The sequence below is a fragment of the Pseudomonas sp. MPC6 genome, assembly GCF_006094435.1.
Classification (GTDB): Bacteria; Pseudomonadota; Gammaproteobacteria; order Pseudomonadales; family Pseudomonadaceae; genus Aquipseudomonas.
Genome location: NZ_CP034783.1, coordinates 4,301,732 through 4,326,662, shown reverse-complemented (window position 1 = coordinate 4,326,662; position 24,931 = coordinate 4,301,732). Strand labels below are relative to the sequence as shown.

General features: G+C 61.1%; 23 protein-coding genes and 2 pseudogenes. 13 read left to right on the top strand and 12 right to left on the bottom strand.

Going from position 1 to position 24,931, the window contains the following annotated elements:
* The first annotated feature begins 9 nt into the window (after nt 1-9).
* On the top strand, nt 10-360 hold the full coding sequence (locus ELQ88_RS22015) for a RidA family protein (RefSeq protein ID WP_224790959.1): 351 nt from the start codon (nt 10-12) through the stop codon (nt 358-360).
* Between the two features lie 318 nt (nt 361-678).
* On the top strand, nt 679-4,959 hold the full coding sequence (locus ELQ88_RS22010; RefSeq protein ID WP_161599978.1) for a cytochrome P450: 4,281 nt from the start codon (nt 679-681) through the stop codon (nt 4,957-4,959).
* A gap of 57 nt (nt 4,960-5,016) precedes the next feature.
* Here ELQ88_RS22010 and ELQ88_RS22005 read toward each other — a convergent pair whose 3' ends face one another.
* The 7 genes from ELQ88_RS22005 to ELQ88_RS21975 form a co-directional block, all read right to left on the bottom strand.
* Complete coding sequence (locus ELQ88_RS22005; RefSeq protein ID WP_138967718.1) at nt 5,017-5,463, bottom strand: RES family NAD+ phosphorylase; 447 nt, start codon at nt 5,461-5,463, stop codon at nt 5,017-5,019.
* Nucleotides 5,460-5,909 carry an antitoxin Xre/MbcA/ParS toxin-binding domain-containing protein gene (locus ELQ88_RS22000; protein WP_128871629.1) on the bottom strand — a complete coding sequence of 150 codons (450 nt, stop codon included), beginning with the start codon at nt 5,907-5,909 and terminating at the stop codon, nt 5,460-5,462. Before ELQ88_RS22000 ends, ELQ88_RS22005 begins: the two co-directional genes overlap by 4 nt.
* A gap of 105 nt (nt 5,910-6,014) precedes the next feature.
* Complete coding sequence (locus ELQ88_RS21995; protein WP_138967716.1) at nt 6,015-7,028, bottom strand: proline racemase family protein; 1,014 nt, start codon at nt 7,026-7,028, stop codon at nt 6,015-6,017.
* A gap of 35 nt (nt 7,029-7,063) precedes the next feature.
* A complete protein-coding gene (locus ELQ88_RS21990) occupies nt 7,064-7,852 on the bottom strand; it encodes an ABC transporter permease (protein WP_128871631.1) in 789 nt (262 codons plus the stop codon).
* On the bottom strand, nt 7,849-8,691 hold the full coding sequence (locus ELQ88_RS21985) for an ABC transporter permease (RefSeq protein WP_138967714.1): 843 nt from the start codon (nt 8,689-8,691) through the stop codon (nt 7,849-7,851). The genes ELQ88_RS21990 and ELQ88_RS21985 overlap by 4 nt, the downstream gene beginning before the upstream one ends.
* The gene (locus tag ELQ88_RS21980) at nt 8,688-9,755 is read right to left on the bottom strand and encodes an ABC transporter ATP-binding protein (protein WP_138967712.1); all 1,068 of its coding nucleotides are present in this window, start codon (nt 9,753-9,755) and stop codon (nt 8,688-8,690) included. The genes ELQ88_RS21985 and ELQ88_RS21980 overlap by 4 nt, the downstream gene beginning before the upstream one ends.
* Before the next feature lie 15 nt (nt 9,756-9,770).
* Nucleotides 9,771-10,823 carry an ABC transporter substrate-binding protein gene (locus ELQ88_RS21975; protein WP_138967710.1) on the bottom strand — a complete coding sequence of 351 codons (1,053 nt, stop codon included), beginning with the start codon at nt 10,821-10,823 and terminating at the stop codon, nt 9,771-9,773.
* 117 nt (nt 10,824-10,940) lie between these two features.
* Between ELQ88_RS21975 and ELQ88_RS21970 the strand changes: the two genes are divergently transcribed.
* Complete coding sequence (locus tag ELQ88_RS21970; protein WP_224790955.1) at nt 10,941-11,972, top strand: GlxA family transcriptional regulator; 1,032 nt, start codon at nt 10,941-10,943, stop codon at nt 11,970-11,972.
* A 389-nt stretch (nt 11,973-12,361) separates the two neighbouring features.
* A complete protein-coding gene (gabP, locus tag ELQ88_RS21965) occupies nt 12,362-13,762 on the top strand; it encodes a GABA permease (protein WP_138967706.1) in 1,401 nt (466 codons plus the stop codon).
* A gap of 82 nt (nt 13,763-13,844) precedes the next feature.
* On the opposite strand, the gene ELQ88_RS21960 is transcribed toward gabP, so the two are convergent.
* Nucleotides 13,845-14,381, bottom strand: coding sequence for a cupin (locus tag ELQ88_RS21960; protein WP_138967704.1), 537 nt, complete (start codon nt 14,379-14,381; stop codon nt 13,845-13,847).
* 93 nt (nt 14,382-14,474) lie between these two features.
* Between ELQ88_RS21960 and ELQ88_RS21955 the strand changes: the two are divergent.
* Both ELQ88_RS21955 and ELQ88_RS21950 read left to right on the top strand, forming a co-directional pair.
* Nucleotides 14,475-14,555 (top strand): annotated as a pseudogene (locus tag ELQ88_RS21955) (AsnC family transcriptional regulator); the annotation flags it as partial.
* Nucleotides 14,556-14,640: 85 nt separating this feature from the next.
* The gene (locus tag ELQ88_RS21950) at nt 14,641-15,585 is read left to right on the top strand and encodes a tetratricopeptide repeat protein (protein ID WP_228761547.1); all 945 of its coding nucleotides are present in this window, start codon (nt 14,641-14,643) and stop codon (nt 15,583-15,585) included.
* A 259-nt stretch (nt 15,586-15,844) separates the two neighbouring features.
* Here the strand turns inward: ELQ88_RS21950 and ELQ88_RS21945 are convergent, their stop codons facing one another.
* Together ELQ88_RS21945 and ELQ88_RS21940 are read right to left on the bottom strand one after the other, a co-directional pair.
* On the bottom strand, nt 15,845-16,543 hold the full coding sequence (locus ELQ88_RS21945; RefSeq protein WP_138967702.1) for an RES family NAD+ phosphorylase: 699 nt from the start codon (nt 16,541-16,543) through the stop codon (nt 15,845-15,847).
* On the bottom strand, nt 16,537-16,941 hold the full coding sequence (locus tag ELQ88_RS21940) for an antitoxin Xre-like helix-turn-helix domain-containing protein (RefSeq protein ID WP_138967700.1): 405 nt from the start codon (nt 16,939-16,941) through the stop codon (nt 16,537-16,539). The genes ELQ88_RS21945 and ELQ88_RS21940 overlap by 7 nt, the downstream gene beginning before the upstream one ends.
* Nucleotides 16,942-17,115: 174 nt before the next feature.
* Between ELQ88_RS21940 and ELQ88_RS21935 the strand changes: the two are divergent.
* A pseudogene (locus ELQ88_RS21935) lies at nt 17,116-17,559 on the top strand (cupin domain-containing protein); the annotation flags it as partial.
* On the opposite strand, the gene ELQ88_RS21930 reads toward ELQ88_RS21935, so the two are convergent.
* Complete coding sequence (locus ELQ88_RS21930) at nt 17,547-18,416, bottom strand: LysR substrate-binding domain-containing protein (RefSeq protein WP_138967698.1); 870 nt, start codon at nt 18,414-18,416, stop codon at nt 17,547-17,549. The pseudogene ELQ88_RS21935 and the gene ELQ88_RS21930 sit on opposite strands and share 13 nt — an antisense overlap.
* A gap of 134 nt (nt 18,417-18,550) precedes the next feature.
* On the opposite strand from ELQ88_RS21930, the gene ELQ88_RS21925 reads away from it, so the two are divergent.
* From ELQ88_RS21925 to ELQ88_RS21915, 3 genes are read left to right on the top strand one after another with little or no spacing between them, the layout of a single operon-like run.
* Nucleotides 18,551-19,603, top strand: coding sequence for an agmatine deiminase family protein (locus ELQ88_RS21925; protein ID WP_138967696.1), 1,053 nt, complete (start codon nt 18,551-18,553; stop codon nt 19,601-19,603).
* Nucleotides 19,604-19,607: 4 nt separating this feature from the next.
* A complete protein-coding gene (gene aguB, locus ELQ88_RS21920; protein ID WP_128871642.1) occupies nt 19,608-20,516 on the top strand; it encodes an N-carbamoylputrescine amidase in 909 nt (302 codons plus the stop codon).
* Between the two features lies 1 nt (nt 20,517).
* The gene (locus tag ELQ88_RS21915; RefSeq protein ID WP_128871643.1) at nt 20,518-21,621 is read left to right on the top strand and encodes an extracellular solute-binding protein; all 1,104 of its coding nucleotides are present in this window, start codon (nt 20,518-20,520) and stop codon (nt 21,619-21,621) included.
* Nucleotides 21,622-21,717: 96 nt separating this feature from the next.
* Here ELQ88_RS21915 and ELQ88_RS21910 read toward each other — a convergent pair whose 3' ends face one another.
* Nucleotides 21,718-22,278 carry a lipid-binding SYLF domain-containing protein gene (locus ELQ88_RS21910; RefSeq protein ID WP_128871644.1) on the bottom strand — a complete coding sequence of 187 codons (561 nt, stop codon included), beginning with the start codon at nt 22,276-22,278 and terminating at the stop codon, nt 21,718-21,720.
* A gap of 148 nt (nt 22,279-22,426) precedes the next feature.
* On the opposite strand from ELQ88_RS21910, the gene ELQ88_RS21905 reads away from it, so the two are divergent.
* From ELQ88_RS21905 to ELQ88_RS21895, 3 genes are all read left to right on the top strand, one after another.
* Nucleotides 22,427-22,612, top strand: coding sequence for a hypothetical protein (locus tag ELQ88_RS21905; protein WP_138967694.1), 186 nt, complete (start codon nt 22,427-22,429; stop codon nt 22,610-22,612).
* Between the two features lie 158 nt (nt 22,613-22,770).
* On the top strand, nt 22,771-23,643 hold the full coding sequence (locus tag ELQ88_RS21900) for an SDR family oxidoreductase (RefSeq protein WP_138967692.1): 873 nt from the start codon (nt 22,771-22,773) through the stop codon (nt 23,641-23,643).
* A 70-nt stretch (nt 23,644-23,713) separates the two neighbouring features.
* On the top strand, nt 23,714-24,886 hold the full coding sequence (locus ELQ88_RS21895) for an MFS transporter (protein WP_138967690.1): 1,173 nt from the start codon (nt 23,714-23,716) through the stop codon (nt 24,884-24,886).
* Nucleotides 24,887-24,931: the final 45 nt, after the last annotated feature.

Here is a 24,931-nt window from a genome sequence, read left to right as displayed (position 1 = left end):
GTTCACATGCTGGAAATCAAACGCATCGAAACCAATCAACGCATGAGCCGCGTCGTTCAATGCAACGGCTTCACCTTTCTCGGCGGCCAGACCGCCACCGACCGCACCCAGGACATCAAGGGCCAGACCGCCCAGGTGCTGGCCAAGATCGACAATTTCCTGGCCCAGGCCGGCCTGGACAAAACCCGTATCCTCACCGCCCAGGTCTGGCTGTCGGACATCCAGGCCGACTTCGCCGGCATGAACGAGGTGTGGGACGCCTGGGCACCCGAAGGCCACGCGCCTGCCCGTGCCACCGTCGAATCGCGCCTGGCCGCGCCGGACCTGCTGGTGGAAATCACCGTGGTTGCGGCGGGCTGATCACCAGTGATCAATGGAGTGGACCGGGAGCACCGGTCCATTCCAGGTTCGCTGCCCCCTTGAGTTGAAGCGTGACTTGACTCGCCTGTCTGAAGGGCGCTGCGAGTCACTGTGCTCGCAGTTTGGCCACTGGCCTTTGGACACTTTGATTATTGATGGAATTTCAATTGGTTATAAAAAACTGTCAACTATGACAGTAGATCCAGAGCCGGCCCGGCGGCAACATGTAGTCACCAAGTTTGGCGTGCGAAGCATTCAAGTCATTGATTTTACGCTGGATGAATGCTTGGGCTCCTGACGATGGAATACGGAGGCTACATGGATAACGCCTATCCCTCGCTGGACGTTTACCTGCGTGAACGTGCTGGACAATCACCCGACAAACAGGTCCATATTTTCCTCGACAACGCCAATCAATCCGAGATTGGCTTCAGCTACGCCGAGCTCGACCGTCGGGCCCGAGTCATCGCGCAATCCCTGGACGAGCAGTTTGGGCAAGATACCAGGGTGTTATTGCTATTCTGGCCCGGGCTCGATTTTATTGCCGCCCTGCACGGCGCCCTGTACGCCGGGGCCACCGCTATTCCCGCCTATCCGCCAGAGCCTTCCCGGATCGAGCGTACCTTGGCACGCCTCATGACCATCGTCGCCGATGCAGCCCCTGCGGTGGTACTCACCAGCAGCACGATTCTTGAGCTGGCAAAGCCCATGCTGGCCTTCGCCCCTCAATTAGCGAAACTGCCATGGCTGGCCGTCGACACCCTGTGCCAGGGCGAGACTTCCCCTATGTTCAAAGCGCTCGGGCTAACGCCCCGGCACCCGGCGATTATCCAATATACTTCAGGCTCTACATCAAGGCCCAAGGGGGTCATCCTGAGTCATGGCAACATCATTGCCAACATGCGGATGATCCAGGCAGAAATGGAAGCGCAAGTCGAACAAGGACCTGATCGTACGGTGGTCTCCTGGACCCCGTTTTATCATGACCTCGGCCTGATGGGTGGGGTCCTGCTCCCGGTCATCAGTGGCGGTCGCTCCGTACTTATGTCGCCTCTGGACTTTATGCGTCGCCCGGCGGTCTGGTTGTCGACGATCAGCCGATACCGCGCCACCGATACATTCGTTCCGAATTTCGCACTCGACATCGCTGTACGTAAAATTGTCGGGGTCGACCGAGATGCGCTCGACCTCAGCAGTCTCAGAAGCTGCATCGTGGGCGCCGAACCTGTGCGTCACGCCAGTGTTGAACGCTTTCTTCAGGCCTTTGGCAAACAAGGTTTGAGCAGAAACTGCATGGTGCCAGCGTATGGCTTGGCCGAAGCAGTGGTTGCCGTGGCCGCAGGTCCTGCCTCTGAGACACCGCGAACCCTTTTCATTGATGGCGAAGCCCTCAAGCATAATCGCTTCACGCCAGTCCAACCGTCCCATCCGCAAGCCATACCGTTCACCTCCTGTGGCAGGCCGTTGCAAGACGTTCAGGTCAGCATCGTGCATCCGGACTCGCGCCAACTCGTGCAGGTGGGTGAGATTGGCGAAATATGGGTACGAGGCCCTCATGTGGCCACCGGTTACTGGAACAAGCCGGCCGATACCGAAGCCACATTCGCGGCCACCCTCGACCAGGACCCCAATCGCACCTGGCTGAGGACGGGGGACTTGGGCTGCCTGGAGGATGGTCATCTTTATGTCACCGGGCGGATCAAAGATCTGATCATCCTTCGCGGACGTAACTACTACCCCCAAGACCTTGAATTAGCGATTGAGCAGAGCCATGCCAGGATACGACCTGGAGCTGTGATCGTCTTTTCCTGTGAACGAGACACCCAGCAGCGGCTGACGATCATCGCTGAGGTAGACGCGCGTCATCTGCCCGATGAGACGGAGCGCCAGCAAACCCTTGCCTCTGTGCTGGATGCCATACGCTGTGCTCTGAGTGCCCATTACCAGTTGCAAGCGCAGGACATCGTCTTGATCAAAACGGGCAGCATCGATAAGACCTCGAGCGGTAAGCTGGCACGCCAAGCCTGCCAGAAACGTTACCTGAAGCAGCAACTTGAGGTCGAACAGGCCTGGGAGCTCAGTCCTGTGGCTTTCGACGAAACGTTGACCTTAATGGGCAATGACGCTGACAGTCGATTCGCCCTGATCGACCACATCGCCAAGGAAATAGTGCGTTTGACAGGCGGTGGTCGGCCTTCGGAGGATACCAGGCTGGACGACCTGGGACTCGACTCGCTCGTCGCGATGGACTTGACCAGCTATCTGGAGCGAAGTCTCGGTATCACCATCCCGGTAACGACACTGGTAGGGACTACCACACTCGATGAACTGGCTGTTCGGCTGATCAAACAATATGAGGCATCAGGCCACGAGACCGCTGGTTCCCAGCCCGGCACGCCAACGCCTCACGTCGCCGCAGAGGCCGTGCCTCTCAGTAACACTCGCACGAGCTGCGCATTTGCCTTGCGTGACTTGTCGTCATCCCCGCCACTGTTTTGCATCGGTGGGCTGGGTGGCACCGTTTCCTACCTTGTTGATCTTTGCACCGCGCTCGACAGCACACGACCTTTCATTGCGCTCCAGGCGCCAGGCACCAACGGTGCCGAACCGCCCCTGGGTTCGGTTGAGGAAATGTCTCGGCGCTATATCAACGAGATTCGCGCCATTCAGCCCTCGGGGCCCTACACGATTGCTGGCCACTCCTTCGGTGGCCTGGTGGCCTTTGAGATCGCACAACAGCTTGCAGAACGGGGGGAGCGTGTGGATCCCCTGTTATTACTTGACTCTTCCGCTGCACAGTACGAAGGCAGTCCGAGCGATGATGACGAGCTCATGGCGTTATTCGAGTTGCGCAACTCGTATCGGCGTATCTCCGGTGCCAGCGATGAGCCCGACGTTCTTGCGTCCATCATCTCGCTCGACCCGAATCAGCAACGCCAATTGTTGACCCAGGAGCTGGGAGCGCAGGCCGGACTATTGAACGGCTCGGCCATTGCCCACGTACTGCGCACATATCGCGCCGGCTACGCGGCAATGGAACAGTACCGGCCACGCCCCTATCCTGGTCCAGTCGTTTTGTTCAGGGCGACCGGCGGTTTTCCGGCCAGTGTCATGCATCCCGCTCGTCGCGTGCGCTTTCGCTTCGGGACGGACGCGCTGGGCTGGAATCAGTGGTGTCCGGCATTGCGTGTGATTGATGTTCCCGGAGACCACTTCAGCATGATCACCCGCCCGCATGTTCAAACCCTTGCTGCTGCAATAACCCAGCAAACGCAGACCGATGTGCACTTTGATATCGGTCTGGATCGATTGATAGCGGCCAAAGGTAGCCGGACCACAGGACGCGCGATTGATTATTCATCTGCTGGCCTGAGCTTTGATCCCTACCACCCGACCTTCATCGAAGATCCCTATCCCATTCTTCATCAGATCCGCAAGCATGACCCCATTCACCGTGATGCACGGGGGCAGTGGTGGCTGACCCGGTTCGAGGACGTCTCCGCCGCCTTGCGCGACAAGCGCTTCTCCGCGGATTCGCGCAATGCCATTGGGGTAGAACTCGCACAAACACAGCCATCACTGCTCGGTGCCTGGTATCAACGCCGGGAAAGCATGCCCCTGACGCTTCTGTTCAACGAGTTCATGCTCTTCATCGACCCACCACGGCAACAATTGTTGCGGCAGGTCTTCGGCCCATTGTTCACTCGCGAAGCGATGCAGGGCTGGGAGCGCTATATCAGCGATTGTGTCGACGAGCACATCGCCGATATGTGTCTGCGCTCCACGCCCGATCTGATCCGCGATCTTGCGCTTCCCCTTCCGGTAAAAATAATGGCCGAGGTTCTCGGATTTCCTCGTGGGGATGCCAATTTACTGGTGCCTTGGGCACGAGATCTCGCCTTGGTGTTTGATCCACTGGTTTCCCATGAAGTTGTGCAACGTGCCAATCGCAGTGCCACCAGTTTCGCAACCTACCTGCGCGAACATTTGGGCAAGCAGATCGATGGGGCCGCCAAGCACGGCTGTGCACTGGACTTGAATGCGGCGCTGGACAATGGCATCACCATGGATGAGCTCATCTCCCACTACGCGCTCATTTTCACCGCCGGCTTCGAAACGTCAATGAGCATGCTCGGTAACAGCGCGTTGGCGTTGCTGCGCAACCCTGACCAACGCGACAGATTGCATCAACATCCGGAACTTGCGAAGGTCGCTGTCGATGAGTTTTTGCGCTTTGACAGCGCGGCCCGCAGTACAATTCGCTATGCACTGGAGGATGTTGAAATCGGTGGGCAACACATCAGGCGGGGTGACGCGGTCATTATGTCGATCGCGGCGGCCAATCGTGATCCCGCGATGTTTCCTGACCCTGACCGCCTGGATCTGGGCCGGGGCGCCAAGCAACACCTCGCTTTCTCCCATGGTGCGCATTACTGCCTGGGCGCTGAATTGGCCAGGCTTGAACTCGAGCATGTGATGCCGGCTCTCGCCCGTCGTGACATCAGGCTGGTACCTGGCGGCCTGGCTTGGCGTCAAAGCATTATTTTCCGCAACCTTGAGCGTATGAGAATCACGATCCGGAACACTGAAGTTAACTGAACCTATGTTCCGCGCTTCGCACTGCAATGGAGGCGTCCGAACACGCTGGCGTGCGGCTTACGTTTTCCTGATCAGTCGGTTGTCGAGCCTGAACGGCTCAGCGGTAATGATGGCCTTGACCGAGTCGAGGTGCATGGGGTTGAACAGGTAGTTCAGCGAATGCGGCATGATAGCGCTCGGTACCGGCAACAGCAGGGCAGGGCATCCTTTCAGGAATGCATCGCCAATGCCCTTGGTGTGGTTCGGCTCGAATTCCCAATCCGGCTTGAGTGCCGGGGCAGGGGCGAGGCTGATATCGTCGGGCACCTCGACTTTGAGCAACTGGAGCGTCTCCGGGAGGTCTTCCTGATCGATCTCAAGGTGTACCAGTATCTCGAGCATTGCACCGGCAGGTGTCCCCGCCAGATAGACCACCGGTCTCCCCGCCGTGTGCCAGCGCCCCCCCGCGAGGATGCCGCCACGTCCGGTCAGATCCGCAAAAGCGCTGATTCGCCAAAAGATCAAAAGGCGTAGCCTTCGGCCAACTGGATCAGTGTTTCCTCAACCTGGCGTGTTCCCTGTACCGTCGACAGCATTGCCATTGGGCTACGGCCCGAAAACCGGTCCTTGGGTTTCGACAGCCAGCGTTTGGCTTTTTCATCGTTGCCAAATACAGCGTCTGCCATGGCGGTGATGTGGGCGGCGCGGAACAGGCGATCACTCTCGTCGACCGTGAGGTGCTGGTCTTTAGCCACCCGGGTCTTCAGCGTTTTCAAGGGGATGATCTGGTCGCGCTCCAGCGGCGTCAGTTCACCCTGTTCGCAGAGTGACACAAGACGGCCAGCCGCAAAGCCGATCTGGATGATGTCGTGGATTTCCAGGTCAGACGCATCGGTGGGAATTTGCAGCAAGGCGTGCAGCCGAGCGCGGTAGGCACCGTAGGCGGGTTCACGCATGATTTCAGCCAGCATGGCCTTCTCCTGGGACGGCGTTTACCGATTTAGTCGGCGTTTACCGAATTGTACCCGGTAAATGCCGACTATGCGAACGGTCTTGGGAAGTACCGGTTCAGCCCGTCAGTTGACGACGAAACCCGCCCCCACCGGATCATTGCGCTCGATAACCCAGCGCGAAGTCCCCAGGATGCTGGCCGTACCCTTGACGGTGGGGCGCACCGCGCGGGTGCCGTTGAGGTCGACTTCGCCCAGCAGGCAGCCTTCGAAGGTGCCGCTGCCCAGCAGGCCTTCGGACAGGATGGGTTGGTTCAGGCCCAGTTTGCCCCGGGCCTCGAACATGGCCATCATCGCGCTGGTGCCGGTGCCGCCGGGCGAGCGGTCGAGCTGGCCGGCGCTGAACACGTGCACGTTCTTGTAGAAGGCGCCTTCGATGGTTGCCGGGTGCCAGAAGGTGATGAAGTTGAGGTCGTTGATATGCGCCTCGGTGGGGTGCTGGATCTTCATCTGCCGGTTGATCTGCTCGCGTGCCAGCAGACCCAGGCGCGACAGTTCGCTGCCGTTGTCCGGGCTGATGCGCAGGGCGCAATCGGTCAGGTCGACGATGCCGAAGTAGTTGCCGCCCCAGACCAGGTCGGCCTTGAGGTCGCCATAACCGGGAAGACTGATCGGGATGTCCTGGGCGGCCACGTAGGCCGGCACGTTTTCGAAACGGGTCCAGAGCACGTTGTCACCTTCCGACGCCACCTCGGCCACTACCAGGCCGGCGGTGGTTTCAAAACGGATTTTGGTGATGCCATCGGCACCGCGCGGCACCAGGCCCAGGGCGACCATCGCCATGCTCACGGCAATGGTGCCGTGGCCGCACATGTGCGAATACACGCTGCCGTCCATGTAGATCAGCCCGGCGTCGAACTCGCTGCTGGAAGGCGGGGTGAGAAACACCCCGAACATGTCCTTGTGGCCGCGCGGTTCCTGCATCAGTGCCTTGCGCAGCCAGTCATAGTTCTGCTCGAGAAAGGCGCGCTTGGCCAGGATGCTGGAGCCGGCGGGGTAGGGAATGCCGCTGTGGACGATGCACAATGGTTCGCCTTCGGTATGGGTATAGATGACATCGAACGTGTCTTGCATGCGCATGACGGAACTCCTGGCTTACGGGGGTATGTGGGGGGTTATTTGCGTTCTGACAACAGGTCCAGACCAATGCACAGATCCAGCACGATCACCGCGACTACGACGACGATGATGGTGGCGCCGGAAGCGGCGGCGATGGTCGGGTCGACGGTGTACTGCACGTAGTTGAAGAGCTTCACCGGGATGGTGTTCAGGTCCGGCGTGGTGTTGAAGATCGACAGCTCGACGTTGATCCATGACGAGATGAAGGCAAAGATCGACCCGGTGACGATCCCCGGCCGGATCTGCGGCAGCACCACCAGGAAAAAGGTGGCCCAGGGCGTACCGCCCAGATCGCTCGAGGCTTCTTCCAGGGCGCGCTGCTCGGGCGTCAGCATCGACAGCACCGAACGCAGGACGAAGGGCGAGATGATGATGGTGTGACCGATCAACAACGCCAGGAAGCTGCGGGTCAAGCCGAAGTAACTGCCAAACTGCAAGAGCGCCGCCCCCAGCACGATGTGCGGAAACACCAGCGGTGAAGTCAGGGCGGCGAGGATCGTGGCTTTGCCGGGAAAGTCGTAGCGTGCCATCGCCAGGGCGGCCGGCACGCTGAGCAGCACAGCGACAAAGGTGGCGACCAGGGCCAGGACGGTGCTGGTGGCAAAGGACGCCACATAGCTTGGATCGCTGAGCATCTTGGCGTACCAGTCCAGGGTCCAGCCCTGCGGCGGGAAAGCCAGGAATGACGTGGCGGTCACCGAGACGCCGAGGATGACCACCAGTGGCAGCAGCATGTAGCCCAGCACGGCCCAGGCCACCAGCCTGACCAGTATTTTAGTGATCATGGGTTGCTCCCCCGAATACTGCCGACGCGCCCGGCCAGCCCGACCATGACCAGGGTAAAGATCAGCAGCACCACGCTCAGCGCGCCGCCGTAGTTGAAGTCGAAGACCGAACTGTATTGCTGGAAAATCAGCATCGACAGCACCGAGATCCGTCCCCCGGACAGCAGGGCCGGCGTGACGTAGGCGCTCGCCGCCAGGGTGAAGACCATGATCGAACCGGAGATGATGCCGGGCATGGTCAGCGGCAGCACCACATGGAAAAAGGTCGCGCGGGGGCTGGCGCCAAGGTCCTCGGAAGCCTGTTCGAAGGCCGGGTCGACCTGTGCCAGGGCATTGCCGGCCGCGAGCACAATGAACGGCAGCAGGATGTACACCATGCCGATCAGGATCCCGAGTTCGGTACCCAGGAAACGCACCGGCGTATCGATCAGGCCGGTTTCCAGCAGGCTCTGGTTGACCAGGCCCTTACGCCCCAGCAGCACCATCCAGCCGAACGAACGCACGATGTTGCTGGTGAACATCGGCACCACCAGCAGAATCACGCAGGCGCGGCGCCAGGCCCGCCACTTCACGATCCGCACCAGATACCAGGCCAGCGGATAACCCAGCAGCAACGAGATCAGGGTGGTCAGCGCGGCGATGCGGAAGGTCACCAGAATCACGTCCCAGTGGTACTGGTCGCCCAGCACCCTGATGTAGTGCTCCAGGGTGAACGCCTGATCGGCGCCCTTGGTCAGGCTGGCGAAGATCACCACGGCGAACGGCGCGAGAAAGAACGCGGTGAAAAAGGCCAGGGCACCGAACAGCATCAACGACGGGGCGAGCACCGGGCGTTTCATACCGGCTCCCCGATCAGGTGCAGGTGCGCGGGATTGAAGCCCAGGCGCACCGCGCTTCCGGTGCTCAGGTCGGCGCGGGGGAAACCCATGGTGCGCGCCACGATCGATTGCCCGTCGATCAGCGAGTGCACCAGGGTATGGCTGCCCACAGTGACAATATCGGTCACTGTGCCCTTGAGTTCACAGCAACTGGCGCTCGCCGGGCTCGAGGCATCCAGGACCTGCAGATGCTCGGGACGCAGCACCGCCACGCCGTGGGGCAGGAGATCCTTGGCGCCGCTCGAAATCGGGGTATGCGCGATGCCCAGGCGAATCTCGCCGCTATCGCTGGCCTGATAGCCGATCAGGTTGGCCTCGCCGATGAAGTCGGCGACGAAACGCGAAGCCGGGGCGCTGTAAATCTCGCTGCTGGCGCCGACCTGTTCGATGCGTCCGGCATTCATCACCACGATACGGTCGGCGATGGTCATCGCTTCTTCCTGGTCGTGGGTGACGAAAATGAAGGCGATGCCGAGCTTGGCCTGCAGGTGCTTGAGCTCCAGCTGCATGCGCTTGCGCAGTTTCATGTCCAGGGCCGAGAGCGGCTCGTCGAGCAGCAGCAGTTTCGGTTGATTGACGATGGCGCGAGCCAGGGCCACGCGCTGCTGCTGCCCACCGGACAAGCCGCGGGGAAAACGCTCCTCCAGGGCTTCCAGGCCGACCATCGCCAGGGCTTCTCGCGCCTTGAGCCGGGCCTCGGCGCGATTGACCCCCTGGCGCCGCGGTCCGTAGGCGACGTTTTCCAGGACGGTCATGTGCGGGAACAGCGCGTAGTTCTGGAACACGGTATTCAGAGGCCGACGGTAGGGCGGCAAGCGACTCACATCCTGGCCATCGATGGCGATGCGGCCGGAATCGGGCTGCATGAAGCCGGCGATCGAGCGCAGCAGGGTGGTCTTGCCACAACCGCTGGGGCCGAGCAGCACGATGAATTCGCCCTGCTCGATGTCCAGGTGGATGTTGTCCAGCGCCTGGAACGGCCCGAAGCTTTTACAGACACTGTCGATGCTCAACAAAACTGACATTGCAGACCTCTTGAGCTAGTTTTTGGCGGTGACCTTGCGGTTCCAGTCGTTGGTGACAGCGGCGCGCTGCGCGTTGATCTGGCTCCAGTCGAACAAACGCAGGTTGTCGATCGAACCGCCCACGCCCCAGGGCAGCTTGCGGGCCACGTCATCGGTGACCACGACATCTTTCACCGCCGGCCCCAGGTACAGCTTGCCGGCCAGACAGGCCGCCGCTTCCTTGGTCAGCGCGGTATTGATGAACTGCTCGCCGGCCTTGCTGTTCTTCGCCCCCTTGATCAGGTGCAGGCGGGCGTCGGTGGCCCAGGCGCCTTCCTTGGGAATGGTGAAACCGATGGGCGCGCCCTTGTCGATCAAGTCCCAGGCACCGACGTTGAAATGCGCGCCGATGATCGCTTCGCCACTCTGGAAGGCATTGGTGGCGGCACCCGAGCTGTCGAAGAACAGTGCGGTGTCCAGCGCGCCCAGCTTGGTGTAGACCGGCGCCAGGTCGGCCCGGTCGATGCCCCAGACATCGGCCATGAAAAACACGAAGGGCACCCCGGAAGAGTTGGCGGGCGAGGGCAGGGCAATGGCACCGGCATACTCGGGTTTCCACAGGTCTTTCCAGCTGGTGGGCGCTTCCTTGATTTCCTTGGTGTTGTAGGTCAGGCCCAGGGAATAGAAACCGCTGCTGACGGCGAAGGTATGGCCGGCATCGGTGTAGACCGCTTTTTCCTGCACGTTCTTCAGGTTGGGAATGGCCGCCGGATCGAGATCGGCGACGACCCCGGCGGCATACGCCAATTCACTGATGCCACCGTCCATCCAGGCCACATCGATCATTGGGCTGGATTTCTGTTGCTGGAGTTTGGCCAGGGTGGTGGTCGAGGTGCCGACCTCCTGGGCGACGGCAATCCCGGTCGCTTGCGTGAAAGGTTCTGCAACACATTTGAGGAACGCCTCGCCCCAGTTGCCGCCATACAACGCAACGGTCAGCTTTTGCTGTTCGGCCATGACGGCCGATGAGGAGATGCAGCCGGTAACTAAAAGAGCAGCGGTGATTTGCTTACCTGTCTTCAGTTTCATCGTGAGGCCTCTTGGGGCGTTGTTGGACTGTTCCCCTTGGCTGAATCTTGCTCGTATCCGTGCTGCGAGCGCTTGCACTTCGGGGTCTTAAAGTTGAATAGTTAGGTCATGACAAAAATGACTCAGCTCAATCGAGAAAGCCTGCAACCTGACTCCCCCGTTCCCGGGGCAGGCAGTCGTCCGCAGCTGTCGGTGGGCCTGGTCCTGCTGGATCAATTCACCCTGGCGGCATTTTCCGGCTTTGTCGATGTGCTGCGCTTGTCCGCCGACCTCGGCGGCGGTAGCCGGCAGATCCATACGGCCTGGCGGGTGATGAGTGTGGACGGCTTGCCGCGAACTTCCAGCGCCGGGATCACGCTGGAGGTGTCCGGGGGCCTGGCGCAGGATCTTGATGCCTTCGATTACGTGGCCATCTGCGGCGGCAACGATTACCTCAATACCCATCTGCCCACCCCCTTGCGTGACTGGCTGCAGCGCGCGGCGAAGAGTCGTACGCGGTTGCTGGGCATCTGCACCGGCACCTTTGCCCTGGCACAGGCGGGGGTGGTCGGCAGCCGGTCGGTGTGTGTGCACTGGAACGTGCTGGACGCGTTCCGCGCACGTTTCCCCAAGACCCCGGCGGCGGTGGATCACCTGTTCATCGACGAGGGCGACCTGATCACTTGTGCCGGCTCGACCGCGGCCATCGACCTCGGGTTGTACCTGGTGGCCCGGCATTGCGGCCGGGAAAAAGCCCAGCAGGCGGTGCGGCACATGATGCTGCAGGGCATGCGCCCGGGGCGGCAACCCCAGGCACACTTCTATGCCAACCTGGCGGACATCAAGGATGAGCGCGTGCGCCAGGCCGCGCACTATATCGAGCAGCGCATGGACAGCCTGCCGACCCTGGATGCCATCGCACGCTACGTAGGGCTCGGCCGGCGCCAGCTGACACGGGCATTCCAGCAGTCGCTGGGGCTGTCACCCATGGAGTTCCAACGCTCGCTGCGGGTCGAGTACGGCGGCTGGCTGCTGGTGAACAGCCACAGCAGCATCACCCAGATTGCCATGGACTGTGGCTTCTCCGACGGCGCGCATTTCTCCCGCGAATTTCGCGCCCGGTTTGGCGTGTGCCCGCGGCAGTATCAGCGTCAGGAGCGGTCGGGCTGATGGCGTTGCACGGCTGAGCCGTCTGGCTCGGTGTCTCCCTCTATTCAAACGGCCCTGCCCTGTAGGAGCTGGCTTGCCAGCGAAGGCGGACTGTCAGGCAACAATGATGTTGAATGTGACGGCCCTTTCGCTGGCAAGCCAGCTCCTACAGGGGGGGGCGCGTGGCGAGATCAGATACGGCGGTGGCGCGATCAGGTAACCGATTTGGCGGACAAGGCGGGTAAGGTGGCGCATCTTTTCAGGCGCGGTGGGCACATCGCGATGACCGACTGAAAAGAGCAGTAGCGTTTGAGGAGTGCCGCTTCCAGGAGGGGCTACAGGAAGGAATGATGATCGCCTGACCCTCAGTCAGTACGCTTAAATGTCGATCACCAGAGAATACAAAACCAATGATCAGCCCGACTTCCAAGGATTCGAATGGCCAATTGGCGCAGGGCTTCAAGCCACGCCACGTCACAATGCTGTCTATCGCGGGAATCATCGGCGCAGGATTGTTCGTCGGTTCCGGGCATGCCATCGCCGCGGCCGGCCCGGCCGTCATGCTGGCGTACCTGTTCTCCGGCCTGCTGGTCGTGCTGGTCATGCGCATGCTGGGTGAAATGGCGGTTGCCAACCCGGACACCGGGTCTTTTTCCACCTATGCCGACCAGGCCATCGGACGCTGGGCCGGCTTCACCATTGGCTGGCTCTACTGGTGGTTCTGGGTGCTGGTCATACCGATCGAAGCACTGGCGGCCGGCCATGTGTTGAACCAATGGTTTCCCCAGATCGATGCCTGGCTGTTCGCCCTGGTGTCGATCATTGCGTTGGTGATCACCAATCTGTTCAGTGTCTCCAAGTACGGCGAATTCGAATTCTGGTTCGCCATGGCCAAAGTGGTAGCGATCATCGGTTTCATCGGCGTGGGTTTTGCCGTGCTGATGGGCTGGATTCCCGATCGGGAAGTCAGCGGCTTGAGCGGACTGATGGCCGACCATGGCGGCTTTGCCCCCAACGGCCTGTCGGCGGTCGTCGGCGCTTTCATCACCATCATGTTCAGCTTCATCGGCACGGAAGCGGTCACGATCGCCGCCGCCGAATCCGACAACCCGTCGCAGAACATTGCCAAAGCCACGCGTTCGGTGATTTGGCGCATCGGCGTGTTCTACCTGTTGTCGATTTTCGTGGTCATCTCCGTGGTGCCCTGGAACGATCCGCTGCTGGCGTCGGTGGGTTCCTACCAGCGGGCACTGGAAATCATGAACATTCCCCACGCCAAGTTCATGGTGGACGTGGTGGTGTTGATCGCCGTGGCCAGCTGCATGAACTCCTCGATCTACATTGCCTCGCGCATGCTGTACTCGCTTGGCCGTCGTGGCGATGCGCCGAAGGCGATGAAGGCGACCTCCTCCGAAGGCGTGCCCCGGGCAGCAGTCATCGCCAGCACCGTGCTGGGCGGGGCGATCACCGTATGGAGCTACTTCATGCCCGCCGGGCTGTTTGAGTTCCTGCTGGCCAGCTCCGGCGCGATTGCCTTGCTGGTGTACCTGGCCATTGCGGTGTCGCAGCTGCGTATGCGCCGGATGCTACATCGGCAGAATGTCGAACTGACCTTTCGCATGTGGCTATTCCCGTGGCTCACCTGGCTGGTGATCGTGTTCATTTGCGCAGCGTTGGCGGTCATGATGATCGCCCCGGAGCACCGTACCGAGGTGAGCACGACCATCGGCCTGGCGTTGGCGATTTCCTTTATCGGGCTGGTGACTTCGCGGGAACAGCCGCAGCCCGAAAAGGCTGCCTCGCTGGGCTAGGTCAAACCGGATTGACTGCCTTGGGCCCGATTGAGGCTGGACGCCAGTAGCGCGGTCAATGAGCGTTCGGCCCCCGGGATTTTCATTGCTGACGCTGACTGACCCAATACTGGCCTACCGCACCGTCCACACCTTGCACCGGGTCCCGGTGGGGAATTGGCAGCGCGTCGATGCTCGCCAGTTGCGCGGCGGTCGGCGCCTCGCGACAGATATCGGCGTGCTGCCCCGGCGGGTACGCGCCGACCACCAGAAAGTCGTCGCTGGATTCCAGGTTGCAATGGCCGGTGCCCGCTGGCAGCAACAACACATCGCCCGGGCCGACCTCCAACACATGACCCAGCGGCCCGCCCAACATCAGGCGGGCGTGGCCGCTGCCGATGCCAAGCACTTCATGGCCTTCGGTATGGTAGTGGTGGTAGTTGTACACGCCGTAGCGCCATTGCGGTGGCCAGCCATTGGCGTTGAAAATCTTCTCGAACAGTGCGGCCGGGTCGCTGCCCTGGACGGCAATGGCCTTGGGGTAAATGAGCACCGGCAGGCGCGGGTTGTTGGGGACCCAGCCGTTGCGCTCGAGCAACAGCGGTTGTGCGGGAGTCGCTACAGCTTGCGAATTGGCCATTGGGAAACCTCCAGAACCTGGCAATGCCAGCGTGGTGAAGTCGTTACGAACGAGGCATGTTTTCTATGACTCCCTGTACTCGCAAAGGTGCGTTCCAGCTAACCCGACGTCCAGCGACTGACCTTCACCCTGGTGATGAAACGCGTCATCCAAGACCGTCCGTTGCCCCTGTGATATGAGCAGGTTTCATCGTCCTCGACCGTACCTGGCCTGTCGTCGGCTCCACCGCTCAGCCAGCACCGCCGGGCATCTGCGCCATATGCCGTCGCACATCGACGTGCTCTGCGGTGATTACCGTGGCGCGATGATCACCAACAGCCGGGCGATCCAGGCCGACAGCCGATACCTGGAACAGGAAGGCCCGCTCAACTTCTACACCCTGTACCGTTGCCACAATTACCACTTCAAACTCTATTCGGCGATGTTCCTCGGCCAGTACCGACCGGCCCTGGAAGCCGCCGAGCAACTGCAGGCGACGATCCGCGAAGAACTGCTGCGCGTGGAACAGCCGCCCATGGCCGACTGGCTGGAAGGCTTCGTTTCGATGAAGGTCCATGTGCAGATACGCTTCGGCAAATGGCAGGACATCCTCGCCATCCCGTTGCCGAACGACCAGGCGCTGTACTGCGTGACCACGGCCATGCTGCATTACGCCAGGGGCGTGGCGCACGCCGCCTGCGGGCATGTCGCCGCGGCAGAAACCGAACAGCAATTTTTCCGCAATGCCCTGACCCGGGTGCCGGCAACCCGCTACGTCTTCAACAACACCTGCATCGACATCCTGGCGGTGGCCGGCGCGATGCTCAGCGGGGAAATCGAGTACCGCAAAGGCAACTACGACAGCGCCTTTGCCCACTTGCGCCAGGCGCTGGCGCTGGACGACAACCTGCCCTACGACGAGCCATGGGGCTGGATGCAACCGGTGCGGCATGCGCTGGGCGCACTGTTGCTGGAGCAGGGCAGGGTGGAAGACGCCTTGCAGGCCTACCGCGCCGATCTGGGGCTGGACAACACCCTCAGCCGCGCGGCCTGGCATCTGGACAATGTGTGGAGCCTGCACGGTTATGTGGAATGCCTGAAACGGCTGGGCCGGGATGCGGAAGCGGCCGCTGCACAGACGCGACTCGACCTGGCGATGGCCCGGGCTGATGTGCAGATCACGGCATCGTGTTTCTGTCGGGTGGGGGAGCGTTGTTGCAACTGATGCCCGGAACCGACAGGCCTACACAAATCCTGTGGGAGCCCGGCTTGCCGGCGAAGGCTGCCTCAAGACTTGCATCGCCCATGAGGACGCCTTCGCTGTAGGAGCAAGCTTGCTCGCGATGGACGTCAACGATAACGCGTTTATTTCTGAATAAACGCGTCGCCCCCTGAGACCTTCGGCAAAGGCAAAGGCAAAGGCAAAGGCAAAGGCAAAGGCAAAGGCAAAGGCAACGGCAAGATCAAAAGATCGCAGCCTCGCTTCACTCGACAGCTCCTACGATCTTGCTGACACTGGTGACCTGTCCATTCCAGACCATCTCGTAATGCGCCGTTTGAATCACTGATAACACCGGTCGTGGCGTCATCAGCGCCCAGCAATGACTGCCCTGCATGCGCACCGAGTTGTAGCGAATGCCGGGACATCCGGCTTCCTTGACGGACCGCCCCAGACGACGGGAATCGGTGTAATCGTCAGGAGCATAGACAGGGTCGGTCATCGGGATAGCCGCGGCATCCTTCATCGCTTCGTCGACAAAGGAACAGGACAGTCCGCGGAAAACAAACCGCTCGTAGTTGAGGCTTGGCACATTCGACCAATACAGCGTCTGATGATGCCGGACTTCGGCCAGCGCCGTTTCCATGGAGTCCGCCAGATACAGCACGCCAAAACTGCCATCGCTGAACCGCGAACCCGCCGGGTTGACGTGGGTAAAAGGGGCGGTGGCGTAAGAACAGCCAGGAATGCCGAACGGGATCTGCGCTCGTGGAATCAACTCGAGGTGACCCATTTCGTTTTTCAGCCTGGGATTGGTCAACGCCTGGATCTGATACAGCACCTCAAACTCGTCCGCATCGGCGACATCATCAAACAATGCGATCGGCGGAAACTTCGAATTGACCAGTCGGTAGGCCTGTAACTGCTCGCCGGCAAGCGTGGCCAGTTCGCCGAGCCTCACCATTGCGCGCCCCGCAGCACGTCAATGCGCCGAAAGGTTTCATACAGGGAAATCATATCGCCCTGGGACATGATCTCGAGCGGGCTGCGCCCATTGAAAAACTCGTTATCGTTGGCCATCGATGGAAACCCGTAGACATTTTCCGGGTTGTCGAAGACCAGGCGCAGCGCGGCGTGGATGTTGAGCACAAAACTGATGCGCTGCATCTGGTCCGAGTCCAGCGTCACGGCCCAGTCGGGATCGCGCTGCCTGGCGCGGGTGTAGGTGCTGCGGGAAATGCGCAGGATGCGGCAGGCCTGATCGCTGGACGCGGCCCATTTTTCGAGAATGCCAACCGCCGCACGCAGACCTGTTACGCACTGGTGCTTGGTGAATGTCTGTTCCTGGAAGGCGACGGCCATGTTTAATACCTCACGTTGAATCTATAGATTCAAATATAGTTATATTGAATCTATAGAGCAAGGCATCTCGACCAGTGGACGAACGGAATCCAGCGCCTGCCACCAAAACGGGATCGAAAGCTGCCAGTGATATGCTCGAACTGCATGGCTGCACACAGGAGTTGAGCCCCCTCGGGCGGCGTCGATAACCCGTTGTCGGCGTCGTTACCCGACATCCGGGTGTTGTCCCTGGATGAGCTGCCGCTGCTGGCCGATACACTTAAATGATGTTGGATGAGGCGGCAGGCGGGCATTGTGGCCGGGAGGCAGCGCTGGATCGCTTGTTCGAACTACTGATCATCTTGTTGTTCAGGCATCTGCTCGACCATCGGCAATTGCGTACCGGCATGATGGCTGGACTGGCGGATGTGCGGCTGGCGCGCTCCCTGGTGCAAATACACAACGCACCCCAGCGTGCCTGGTCGGTGGCGGGGCTGGCGAGCGAATCGAACATGTCTCGCGCGGCCTATGCCGTGCATTTTCGGGCCGTGCAGATCGTCTTGACCTACCGCCGGTCTTGAACGAGGAGGGCGATGTCAGGGTCGAGGCTGCCTGACATCAGTGGCTCAACCCGTCGGGCGATCCTCCAGGTGACTCTGCAGCCATTCGCTGAAGCTTCGCGCCAGTGCATTGTTCTCACTGTCACGGTGGGTCAGCAGCGCCCAGTTCGGACCGCGGATGGATTGCTCCACCAAAGGTTGCAACAGGCCATTGGCGAGCGCCTGCTGGCTCAGCAATCGGCTGACCAAGGCGATACCGAGCCCCGCACACGCGGCGTCCTGCAGCAGGCCGGGATCGGAGAAGTTCAGCCCCTGATCTTTCTGGCCGACATCGATGCCTGCCTCCACCGCCCAGTGACTCCAGTCCATTTCCCGCTCGCCGTGAAGGGTCGTGCGCTGTTCCCGCGCCAGCGTCAAAAGGTCCGGGTGACAAGCCGGGTAGAGCCGGTCGGCGTGCAGCACCTTGAAGCTGCACTCGGCCTGGGAACTGATGTCGTCGCGCACCGCGAGGTCGATGGTCTGGCGGGTCAGGTCCGGGACTTCATCGGTACTGAAAATCCACAGGTCTACTTCCGGATGTTCACGGCGAAAGTCCCCCAGGCGCGGCAACAGCCAATGACGGGCGAACGCCGGGGTGGTGTTGAGGACCAACTGGTTGGGTTTCTGGTACTGCCCCAGCCGGCGAATGCCGACGGCCAGTTGTTGCAGCAACGCCTGGGTGGTGCTGAGCAGATCGTGCCCGGCATCGGTCAGGCTGACGCTGCGTCCGCTTCGATGGAACAAGGGTTGTTCAAGGTATGCCTCGAGGCTGCGAATCTGCTGGCTGATCGCCGATTGGGTCAGGTGCAGCTCGTCAGCCGCCTTGTGGAAGCTGCCGAGCCGGGCGGCAGCTTCAAAGCCGCGAAGGGTGCTCAGAGGCGGCCAGTGTTTGAGCATATAGATAAGTTCCTCTAATCAGTTGTCGGCAAAATCCATCGTTTGTTTGCCTGTTTTTACGGCCGTAGCATGCATGCCAGGACCACCCAAGCAGTTTTCATTGAACACAATGACTTAACTTAAAGGTACTTGTCATGCAGCAGGATAAAGTTCGAAACAGTGGTTGGATGATGCCGGCCGAGTGGGTCAGGCACGCTGCCACCTGGATGGTCTGGCCACACAACACGGCGCTCTGGGAGTCCGGTTGGGGTGTGACATTGACGCAGGTGCAACAGGACTTCGCTCGAGTGGCCAATGCCATCGCCCGTTTCGAACCGGTGAAATTGGTGATCGATCCTTCTGCTGTCGCCAGCGCCAAAACGCTGTGTGGGCCGAACATCGAATTGATCGAGCTGGCGGTGAACGACAGCTGGTGCCGGGACTCCGGCCCGAGTTTCATCTGTCACCCGCAACAGGGCGTGGCCGGGGTGAGCTGGCGCTTCAACGCCTGGGGTGGCAAGTCAGCTCACGATCTGGATGAAAGCCTGGCTCGCCGCGCTCTCAATCACTTGGGCATGGAGTGCTTTGGTACGGCGCTGAGCAATGAAGGCGGGGCCATCCATGTCGACGGCGAAGGCACGCTGATCACCACCGAATCGGTATTGCTCAACCCCAATCGCAATCCGGGCGTGAGCAAGGCGCAGATAGAGGAAATCTTCTCGCGTCTGCTGGGGGTGAAGAAAACGATCTGGCTGCCCGGGGATCCGGACTATGTGACTGGCGACATGACCGACGGCCACGTCGATGGCGTGTGCTCTTTCGCCCGTCCAGGGGTTTTGCTGGTGGACGCCACCCATGACCGGCAGTCGGTGTATGCCGAAGTGGCCCGCGAAAATCGTCGCGCGCTGGAGCTGGCCACCGATGCCCGAGGCCGACCGTTCGAACTGATCGAATTGTATGAAGCCAGCGATGCCGTGGACACCGAGGCTGAAGTGTTCTGCGCCTCCTACACCAATTTCTACATCGCCAACGACGCCATCATCATGCCGGCCTACGGTATTGATGCCGACAACGTGGCAGCCGGCGTATTGAGCCAGGCGTTCCCTGGGCGCGAAGTGGTGCCGGTGCGGATCAATCACCTGGCCCATGGCGGTGGCGGTGTGCATTGCATCACCCAGCAACAGCCCGCCTGGTCAGTGGGGGTTTGAAGCCATGAACTTGCTGACGATTGCCACGACGCAGATGCCCTGCACCTGGGACTTGCAACACAATCTCGATCAGGCCGAGCAACTGGTGCGAGAGGCGGCCGGGAAGGGCGCCCAGGTCATTTTGTTGCAGGAACTGTTTGCCACACCGTACTTCTGCATTGAGCAAAACCATAAACACCTGGCCTTGGCCGAGGAGTATCGGCACAGCCCGGTGCTCAAACGCTTTGCCGCACTGGCCAGGGAGTTGGGGGTGGTGCTGCCGCTGAGCTGGTTCGAAAAGGCCGGCAATGCCTGTTTCAATTCATTGAGCGTGGCTGATGCCGACGGGCGCCTGCTGGGTGTGTATCGCAAGACCCACATTCCTAACGCCATAGGCTACCAGGAGAAGGAATACTTCAGCCCTGGCGATAGCGGTTTTCGTGTCTGGGACACGGCGTTCGGGCGCCTCGGCGTGGGGATCTGCTGGGACCAGTGGTTCCCCGAGACCGCTCGCTGCCTGGCGTTGATGGGCGCTGAAGTCTTGCTGTTTCCCACCGCCATCGGCTCTGAGCCCGGCTGCGCAACGCTGGATTCCCGTGACCACTGGCAGATAACCATGCGCGGTCACGCTGCCGCCAATCTACTGCCGGTAGTGGCAGCCAACCGCGTCGGCCGCGAGGTGGCCACCACTGATCCTGCCCTGCACATGAGCTTCTATGGCTCGTCCTTCATCTGCAATCACAAGGGCCAGTTGCTCGCCGAGACCGACCGCGACAGTACTGGCGTGCTGGTGCACAGCCTGGACCTGGCGGCCATGGGCGAAGAACGCCGCAGCTGGGGAATCTACCGCGACCGTCGCCCGGAGATGTACGGCGCGTTATTGACTCAGGACGGTCGTCAACTCAATCCACGTTGGACTACTCAAGGGGTTTGATATGCACAGGATCAACACGCTGTTGAGCGGCGCCCTGGGCCTGGCGCTCGGCTGTACCCTGCCGGTGCTGCACGCGGATGAGAAGACCCTCAGGCTGTACAACTGGGCCGACTATTTCGCCGAGGACACCCTCAGCCGGTTCACTGCCGAAACCGGGATCAAGGTAATCTACGACGTCATGGATGGCAGTGAGACGCTGGAAGCCAAAATGCTCGCCGGTGGCAGCGGGTATGACCTGATCTTCCCGGGCGACACCGTCGCCGAACGCTTGATGCGCGCCGGCAGCCTGCAACCGCTGGACCGCTCGCGACTCACCGCCCTGGGTGACATCGAGCCCGGCCTGCAGAAGCTGCGTTCGCAGTATGAACATTCGAGCCAGGCCACCGTCCCCTACACCTGGGGGACCATCGGCCTCACCTACAATGCCGGGCAAATCAAACAGCGTTTGGCGGATGCCCCGGTCAACAGCCTGGACATGCTGTTCAAACCGGAACTGGCCGCAAAATTTGCCGATTGCGGCATCTCCATGATCGACTCGCCCGACGAAGTGCTGGCGGTGGTGCTCAACTACCTGGGTCGCGAACCTCGTAGCGCAAAGCCGCAAGACCTGGCGGCGGCGAGTGAACTGTTGCTGAAGCTGAGACCTTACATCCGCAAGTTCCAGTCGCAGCCGGTGACCGACCTGGTGAACGGCAACCTGTGCCTGTCGCTCGGCTACAGCGGCGACATGACCCAGGCACAACGGGCGGCGGACTCCGCCGGCAAGAACACCGCGTTCCAGTACCGCATTCCCCGTGAAGGCACCACGGTGTGGATGGACACCATGGCGATTCCGGTCGACGCCCGGCATCCGGAATACGCCTACGCGTTCATCAATTTCGTCATGCGTGCGGAGAACATGGCCGCCATCAGCAACTTCACCGGCTACCCGACCTCCAACGCCAAGGCTCGCCCAAGTGTCGATTCGACCATGCGCGACAACCCGGACATTTACATCGATGAAGCCACATATGCCCGGCTGATTCCCGGCAAGGACATCCCCCAGTCCGACATGCGGGCGCGCATGCGAACCTGGACCAAGTTCAAGACGGCGGCGGGGAAATGATTTCAGGCGGACGCTATTGAGATCAACACGGCTTTCAGGCCGCACTGCCCGGGCACTTTTTTTCATCTGGCGCATCCCTGCGCCAGACAGCCGGCGTTAGCGCTTGATCAGGGAAATCTTGGTGCCTTCGATGCTCACCCCGGCCATTAACCCCTGCTGGTCGAAAATGAACGCATAGGCGTCGTCCTTCAAGGTGGAGCTGGACAGATTCTTCGCCACCCCTTCATCGACCACGACCACAGTCGGCCCTACGCCGATTTCCCAGCCCTTGGTTTCGCGGACATACTTCACGGCTTTATCGGTCATCAGGAACACCGCATAGCCATAGGACTGGGCGCCTGCCTGCAGCCCCCATGATCCGGTGACGGAGTTGTAATAGGCCTCTACTTGCTTGCCCTTCATCAATGTGCCCTCACCATAGCTGCCGCCAAACACCAGGCCGGCCTTGATGATTTTCGGAAAGACCAGTATCGCCTTGGCGTTGTGCGAAATGGTTTCGGCAAAGGGCGTGGCCTTGTAAAGCGTTTGCAACGCTTGCCGGGAGTCGGCATTCAGATCCTCGGCGGTTGCCGCACCTGCAGTGTTCAGCAAACTCGCCGAGGCCAGTGAGGCTGTCGCGAGGACGATCGATAGGAAGAAGCGCATTGACTGAGTCATTTTCGTACTCCGATACGGGAGCATTGGATGTGAGCAGCAGTCAGCGCCTGCCCTCGGCAGAGTCCGAGCCTACTGAAATTATCCGGCGCACCCTAAAGTGTGTGAGCTCCTGGCTTCGCCCTTGATTGAAGCCGCTCAGAAGCGGCCCATGATCATTGGCGAGGTCATCACTGGCTTTGACCTCTGCGCGGGGGCGGGGTTCGGCATTCATGCCATTTCTTGGAATTGGTTGAGAGCTGCGGTTTATAAGGGGTGTACGCAGACCTGCGATGCGCAGGCGGTGCGTTGGGAAGTGTTAATTGTTACTTTTGTGCCCGGTTTTGTACCCGCGTGACCGATTTTTGTGCGGGCAAGGTGCTCCTCAGAGCACCTCGCCCGTGTGGCCGTACGCGGTGGCCGCTGCGTGGCGTGATTCGCTAGTAGTCCAAGCGGACGTAGTCGTTGACACTGCCGCCTGTCGATACTGAGCCTGAATCCTCAAGGAGAAACCCCATGCCAGTTACAGCCGTCAGCGGTTCCACTTTGGCGACCACGAACAAAGTGGCATTCGTCACCGGCGCCAGTCGCGGTATCGGCCGCGAAACGGCGCTGGCATTCGCCCGTGCCGGGTTCGATGTGGCGATCAGTGCGCGCACCCTGGACGAGGGCGAAAGCCACGACCATGCCTTGCGTTATGCCGATGGCTCGCTATTGTCCGGCAGCCTCAATGCGACCGCTGCGCAAATCCGGGCCATGGGCCGCAAGGCCCTGGTGGTGCGCATGGACTTGCTCGACAGCGCTTCGGTACTGGACGCCAGTGCAGCGGTGTTCAGCGAGTTCGGTCGTGTCGATGTATTGGTCAACAACGCCATCTACCAGGGCAGCGACCTCAACCTGCCGTTCATGCAACTGCAGCCCGACACCCTGGAGCGGGTATTTCAGGGGTATGTCATGTCACCCTTTCTGCTGACCCGTGCGGTGGTGGCCGGGATGGTCGAACAGGGTGGCGGGGTGATCATCAATGTGACCTCCGGCGCGGGTGAAACCGACCCTCCGGTCGCCGCAGGCAAGGGCGGCTGGGGCTACGCCTACGGGGCTGGCAAAGCGGCGGTGTCGCGCCTGTCGGGCATTCTCGCGGTCGAACTGGGCGAGTCGGGCATTCGTGGCTTTACGGTCAATCCGGGGGTGGTCACCACCGATGCGCTCAAGGCCACCATCGGCGATCGCGGTGTGATCGCGCTGCGTGCCGGCTCGGCGCCCCCCGAGGTGCCCGCCGCTGTCATGCTCTGGCTGGCCACCGCTGAACAGGCCGTCGACCATCAACGTCGCACCATCGCCTGCCAGCCTTTCGCGCTGGAGCATGGGATTGTGGCGGACTGGCGATAAGCCGCTGCCTGCGTCTAGTCAGATCATCACGGTCGACCAGCGCTGACAGCACCAGGGACAGGAGAGGGTAATGAGCATCAGTCGCCGCACCACGTTGACCTTCATGCTGGCCGCCAGTCTGGCTTCGACCATTGGCGGCCTGCCTTTCAACACATTACCCATCCTGCTGGGCGCGCTCGCCGACAGTTTCAGCTTCGATGCCGCACAAATCGGCCAACTGGGCTCCATCTGTTTTGCCGGTTACCTGGTCGGGACGCTGGTGGCGGTGGCGTTCATCGACCGGATGAACTGGCGTTATCTGACCGTTGGCTGCGCGGTGGGCGCCGCGCTGGCGTTGCTGGCGTCCGCTCGCTTGCCGGCGCAGGCGCAAGCGCCGCTGTGGGCGCTGATTGGTTTCTTTGCCTCGCTGATGACCTGCCTCGGGCTGCGCATCATGAGCGAAATGGCGGACAAGGAACGCGCATTGGGGGTGCGTCAGGGCATTGAACTGGGCCTGGTTGCCGCCTTGCTGTTCGCCTTGCCTTCGTTGGTCGTGGCACGGTTTCACTATGCCGGCGCGGCACTCGTGCTGGCGGCGATCATTCTGTTGTTGAGCCTGAGCGCCCTGGCACTACCGCGGCGCAGCGATTTCGCCAAGGCGGTCGACGTCGTTGGCGAGCGCTCCCTTTGCGCCCGCTTCAGTTTTCCGTTGCCGGCGTATTTCGCGCTCGCGGCTTTCTTCCTGTTCGGCGCCGGACAGATCGGTCTGTGGGCGTTCCTGGAGCGTTTGGGCCATGGCCTGGCGCTGCAACCCACCGAGCTGGGCATCGTCTTCGCCGTGTTGAAACTGCTGGGGGGGGCCGCCGCGCTGACCCTGGCGGCCATGGGTGATCGCCTGGGCGCGCGCCTGCCGCATCTGCTGGTGTTGGCGGTGATCAGTCTCGGGCTGATCCTGCTGGGCTGCGCCAAGGGATTTTTGATGTACGCGCTGGGTGCCTGGATCTGGGAAGTCGGTTTCACCTGGGGCTGCATTTTTCAAACTGCGGCGATTGCCCGCCTGGACCCCAGCGGACGCTCGATCATGCTGATTCCCGCCGCATTCGCCCTGAGTTCCATGACCGGCCCGGCACTGGCCGGCTCCCTCGTCGGCGACGGGTTCTCGCCATTGTTATGGCTGGCCTTTGCCACGGCGATCCTGCCGGTGTTGGCCTTTGCCGGCTTGCTGGCACGGCGCCTGCAGATCAAGCTGCCAGGGTTGGCCTGAGCGTCTACTGCCGTGAGCGGAACCCGGTGCGACGTTCCTCGTCGC

Excerpts from the sequence above, each read along its gene's own strand:
- ELQ88_RS22010 (WP_161599978.1), top strand. The coding sequence starts at position 679 with ATGGATAACGCCTATCCCTCGCTGGACGTTTACCTGCGTGAACGTGCT.
- ELQ88_RS22000 (WP_128871629.1), bottom strand. The coding sequence starts at position 5,909 with ATGCTGGCTGAAATCATGCGTGAACCCGCCTACGGTGCCTACCGCGCT.
- ELQ88_RS21995 (WP_138967716.1), bottom strand. The coding sequence starts at position 7,028 with ATGCGCATGCAAGACACGTTCGATGTCATCTATACCCATACCGAAGGC.
- ELQ88_RS21990 (WP_128871631.1), bottom strand. The coding sequence starts at position 7,852 with ATGATCACTAAAATACTGGTCAGGCTGGTGGCCTGGGCCGTGCTGGGC.
- ELQ88_RS21985 (WP_138967714.1), bottom strand. The coding sequence starts at position 8,691 with ATGAAACGCCCGGTGCTCGCCCCGTCGTTGATGCTGTTCGGTGCCCTG.
- ELQ88_RS21980 (WP_138967712.1), bottom strand. The coding sequence starts at position 9,755 with ATGTCAGTTTTGTTGAGCATCGACAGTGTCTGTAAAAGCTTCGGGCCG.
- ELQ88_RS21975 (WP_138967710.1), bottom strand. The coding sequence starts at position 10,823 with ATGAAACTGAAGACAGGTAAGCAAATCACCGCTGCTCTTTTAGTTACC.
- ELQ88_RS21970 (WP_224790955.1), top strand. The coding sequence starts at position 10,941 with ATGACTCAGCTCAATCGAGAAAGCCTGCAACCTGACTCCCCCGTTCCC.
- gabP (WP_138967706.1), top strand. The coding sequence starts at position 12,362 with ATGATCAGCCCGACTTCCAAGGATTCGAATGGCCAATTGGCGCAGGGC.
- ELQ88_RS21960 (WP_138967704.1), bottom strand. The coding sequence starts at position 14,381 with ATGGCCAATTCGCAAGCTGTAGCGACTCCCGCACAACCGCTGTTGCTC.
- ELQ88_RS21950 (WP_228761547.1), top strand. The coding sequence starts at position 14,641 with ATGCCGTCGCACATCGACGTGCTCTGCGGTGATTACCGTGGCGCGATG.
- ELQ88_RS21945 (WP_138967702.1), bottom strand. The coding sequence starts at position 16,543 with ATGGTGAGGCTCGGCGAACTGGCCACGCTTGCCGGCGAGCAGTTACAG.
- ELQ88_RS21940 (WP_138967700.1), bottom strand. The coding sequence starts at position 16,941 with ATGGCCGTCGCCTTCCAGGAACAGACATTCACCAAGCACCAGTGCGTA.
- ELQ88_RS21930 (WP_138967698.1), bottom strand. The coding sequence starts at position 18,416 with ATGCTCAAACACTGGCCGCCTCTGAGCACCCTTCGCGGCTTTGAAGCT.
- ELQ88_RS21925 (WP_138967696.1), top strand. The coding sequence starts at position 18,551 with ATGCAGCAGGATAAAGTTCGAAACAGTGGTTGGATGATGCCGGCCGAG.
- aguB (WP_128871642.1), top strand. The coding sequence starts at position 19,608 with ATGAACTTGCTGACGATTGCCACGACGCAGATGCCCTGCACCTGGGAC.
- ELQ88_RS21915 (WP_128871643.1), top strand. The coding sequence starts at position 20,518 with ATGCACAGGATCAACACGCTGTTGAGCGGCGCCCTGGGCCTGGCGCTC.
- ELQ88_RS21910 (WP_128871644.1), bottom strand. The coding sequence starts at position 22,278 with ATGACTCAGTCAATGCGCTTCTTCCTATCGATCGTCCTCGCGACAGCC.
- ELQ88_RS21905 (WP_138967694.1), top strand. The coding sequence starts at position 22,427 with ATGATCATTGGCGAGGTCATCACTGGCTTTGACCTCTGCGCGGGGGCG.
- ELQ88_RS21900 (WP_138967692.1), top strand. The coding sequence starts at position 22,771 with ATGCCAGTTACAGCCGTCAGCGGTTCCACTTTGGCGACCACGAACAAA.
- ELQ88_RS21895 (WP_138967690.1), top strand. The coding sequence starts at position 23,714 with ATGAGCATCAGTCGCCGCACCACGTTGACCTTCATGCTGGCCGCCAGT.